4 protein-coding genes are annotated in these 3536 nt (G+C 63.6%); all 4 read left to right on the top strand.

What is annotated here, in order from left to right; translation table 11 throughout:
- On the top strand, positions 1–903 hold a 903-nt coding region (locus M3498_12770), incomplete at its 5' end, for a MurR/RpiR family transcriptional regulator (protein MDQ3460155.1).
- A gap of 58 nt (positions 904–961) precedes the next feature.
- A complete protein-coding gene (locus tag M3498_12765; protein MDQ3460154.1) occupies positions 962–1849 on the top strand; it encodes a metallophosphoesterase in 888 nt (295 codons plus the stop codon).
- 3 nt (positions 1850–1852) lie between these two features.
- The gene (locus M3498_12760) at positions 1853–2686 is read left to right on the top strand and encodes an HAD-IIA family hydrolase (GenBank protein MDQ3460153.1); all 834 of its coding nucleotides are present in this window, start codon (positions 1853–1855) and stop codon (positions 2684–2686) included.
- Positions 2687–2863: 177 nt separating this feature from the next.
- Positions 2864–3536, top strand: a 673-nt coding sequence (locus tag M3498_12755; protein ID MDQ3460152.1) for an extracellular solute-binding protein, incomplete at its 3' end; no start/stop codon positions are given.

Below are 3536 nucleotides of genomic sequence, written 5' to 3'. Positions count from 1 at the left end.
GAGCCGAGCCTTATGAGCCAAGTCAGTGGTAGCGGTCGAGCCGACGAGGCGCAGCCGGGCGGGCGGGCGGTGTTGGCGCGCGTGCGCGGCCTGCAATCGAGCCTGACCCCGTCGGAGGCGGCGGTGGCCCGCCTGATCCTGAACGACCCTGCCGGGAGCGTGCGGCTCAGCGTCGAGGCGCTGGCACAACGCGCGGGGGTCAGCACCACGACGGTAATGCGCCTCTGCCAGACGCTGGGCTTTGGCGGCTTCAAGGACTTGAAGCTTACGCTCGCTGCCGAGGTCGGGGGTGGCGTGGCCGTCTTGCCCGACCCCGTGCAGTCGGGCGACAGCCCCTTGCAGATCGCCACCAAGGTGTTTCAGGCGGATATCGAGGCTATTCGCCAGACCCTGGGCATGCTCGACGAAAAGACCCTGTCTGCGGCGGTCGAGAGACTCGACGGGGCGCGTAAAGTCGAGGTCTACGGCGTGGGCTCGAGCGCGCCCATCGCCACCGACGCCTACTATCGCTTGTTGCGCATCGGCTTAGAGGTCTCGGTGGTCACCGATTCGCATATGCAGGCGGTGAGCGCGGGCCTGTTGACCCCGCGCGACGTTGCTCTGGTGATCTCTCACACCGGGCGAACGAGCGAGACCTTGAGCGCCGCTAGCCACGCCAAGGCAAGGGGGGCCACGGTCATCGGCCTGACCTCGTTTTTTCGCACGCCGCTCGTCGAGCTCGCCGACCTCAGCCTGATCACCGCGACGGCGGAAACGACCTTTCGCGCCGAGGTGATGGCATCGCGTATCGCCCATCTCTCCGTCATCGACGCGCTCTACGTGGCCCTCGCCACCCGCCGCTTCGACAGGGCGCTCGCCGCGCTCGAGCATACCGGCAAAATCATCGAGGACAAGCGTGTCTGAACCTTCAGCTCACAGCTCGACTCATCACGGATCAACTCACACAAGCACGACCGAGCCCTTGCGGCTGGCGATTCTCACCGACGTTCACTACGGCCTCGACGACCCGACGAAACGGGGCAGTGCCGGCTTGCGCTTGCTCGAGACCGTTGTGAACGAGGTCAACAGGCGCCAGCCGGACATGATGATCGACCTTGGCGACCGCATCAACGACCAGGGTGATGAGAGTGATCGCAAGCACTTGCAGGAGCTTCAGGCGCAGCTTGAGAGAGTGACGGTGCCCCGGATGCACCTGCTCGGCAACCATGACGTCACCCATCTCTCTTTGGAAACCTCCGAGGCCATCCTCGGCAGCGAACTGCGCCACCGCAGCCTGGACGTGAAGGGCTGGCACCTGGTCTTCTGGTACGCCGACGTGAGCTACGAGAGAGGGCTCGGCAACCTCAGCCTTAGCCCGGTGGACCTCGCCTGGCTCGAGGCCGACCTTAAAATGGCGACCTTGCCGAGCATCGTCTTCAGCCATGTCCCTCTGGGCGACGGCGCCATGGTCGGCAACTACTACTTCGAGCACAGGACCGAAAGCCGCGCCGGCTACCGCAACGCGCACTTGGCGAGAGCGATTATCGAGCGCAGCGACAAGGTAGTCATGGCGGTCGCGGGGCACGTCCACTGGAACGCCCTCAACACCGTCGACGGCGTTCACTATCTTACGCTGCAGTCCCTCACCGAAACCTTCACCACCCCGCCTCATCCGGCGGCCGCCTGGGCCGAGCTGGAACTGAGCGACCGAATCGCCTGGCAGGTCCACGGCCTCGAGCCGCTCGCCTTTACGCTCCCCCTCAAAAAGCCCGGCGCGCACTGGCTGGCCTACGGCGGCAAGGCGAACCCCGTGAGTCAAGACCGCATCGCCGAGCAACTCCTAAAAGAACAGCTCATCGAGAAAGGATAAGCATTGAACGCTCCCGTCGAGGCAACCTCATCGCTAAACGCTGTTCACGGCGTTATCTTGGACTTGGACGGCGTCGTCTACTGGGGCGCGGAACCCCTGCCCGGCGCCGCGGAGTTCATCGCTTTTCTGGCACGTACGGAACGGCGTGTGGTGGCCCTGACCAATCACGCGGGCGCAACCCCGGCAGCCTACAGCGAGAAGCTGCGCCGGCTCGGCATCACGCTGCCGGCGTCTAAGATCATCACCTCGGCCTGGGCGACTGCGCGCTACCTGCAGGACCTGGCTCCCGGCGCGGGCGTTTGGGTCTTGGGCAGTCAGGCGCTCCGAGCGGCGTTGCTCGAGGCCGGTTTCGTAGAGGCTACCGGCCCGGGCGCGGCACCGTACCACATACCGAGTTATGTGCCGGATTATGTGGTGGTGGGCTTCGATGCGGAATTGCACTTCAGCAAGCTGACGCAGGCGACCCAATACCTTTTGCGGGGTGCCGAGCTCATCGGCTGCAATCCCGACGCCCTCCTGCCCACGCCGGACGGTCCTGTGCCCGAGAGCGGTCCCACACTGGCGTTTTTGGAAGCCGCTTCTGGCAAGAAGGCAGCCGTGATCGGCAAGCCCAATCCTTGGGTCTTCCGGCAGGCCTTGGTTCGCTTAGGGCGCAGCGAGGAGGAGACCGTCATGGTGGGAGACACGCTTCAAACCGACATCGCCGGAGGTCGGGCGGCGGGTGTGCGCACGGCCTTGGTGCTGACGGGGAATACCAAGGAGGCGGCAGGACACGAGGCCACGGTGGTCGCTCGTGACTTGTACGAACTGAAAACACTTCTGGAGGTTGCCTCCTAAGCCGCGTCGGCATGTTCATCTCACCGAGCCCTCGAGTATCACCTGCTATGTGATGCTATAGCTGCTTGCTTGACATTTCGGTGACATGTGGTGTGTAATATCCTTACGCAATTGCATAGCAGCCCGGGAAGTAAAGTACGTACACGCTTTCAGGTTGAACTTTTAGGAGGAAAGAGCATGAAGAGATTTGGTGCGTTTTTAGTAGCCCTAGTTCTTTCGCTGTCCTACGCGCAGCCCGTCCAGATCGAAGCCTGGCACTCGCTCGGTACCAACTTCGGTGGTCCCGAATTCGAGGCACTCGTCGCGGAGTTCAATCAGGCTCAAGATGAGATCCAAGTCGAGGTCGTCTACGCGGGCGAGTATACCCCCGCCCTGCAACGCGCGCAAGCGGCGCTGGCGGCCGGCAACCCGCCCCACGTGGTGATGTTCGAGCAGACCCGCGGCGCAGGCTTCGTGGACGCTCAAGCGATTATGCCGCTGGGCGACTTCATCGCTACCGACAGCGAAGTCACCATGGAGGACTTTTTCGACCGGCTGCTCCTAGCTTGCGACTACGACGGCACCCTCTACTGCCTCCCTTACAACACCAGCACCCCACTCATTTACTACAATGCCGACATCTTCCGTGAAGCCGGCCTCGACCCCGACACGGACGCGCCCACCACCTGGGAGGAACTGCTCGAGGTCGGCCCCCAGCTTTCCGTGGTGAACGATCAAGGGCAACTCGAGCGCTGGGCGCTCGGCCTCGCCACCTCCCCCGGCTGGCTTTTCGACGCCTGGCTCGGTCAGGCGGGCGGCCGCTTCTTGAACGAGGAAGGAACCGAGTTCATCTTCAACGACGAAGCCGGGA

The sequence above is a fragment of the Deinococcota bacterium genome (assembly GCA_030858465.1).
GTDB lineage: Bacteria > Deinococcota > Deinococci > Deinococcales > Trueperaceae > JALZLY01.
This window is presented reverse-complemented; position numbering and strand designations above follow the sequence as displayed.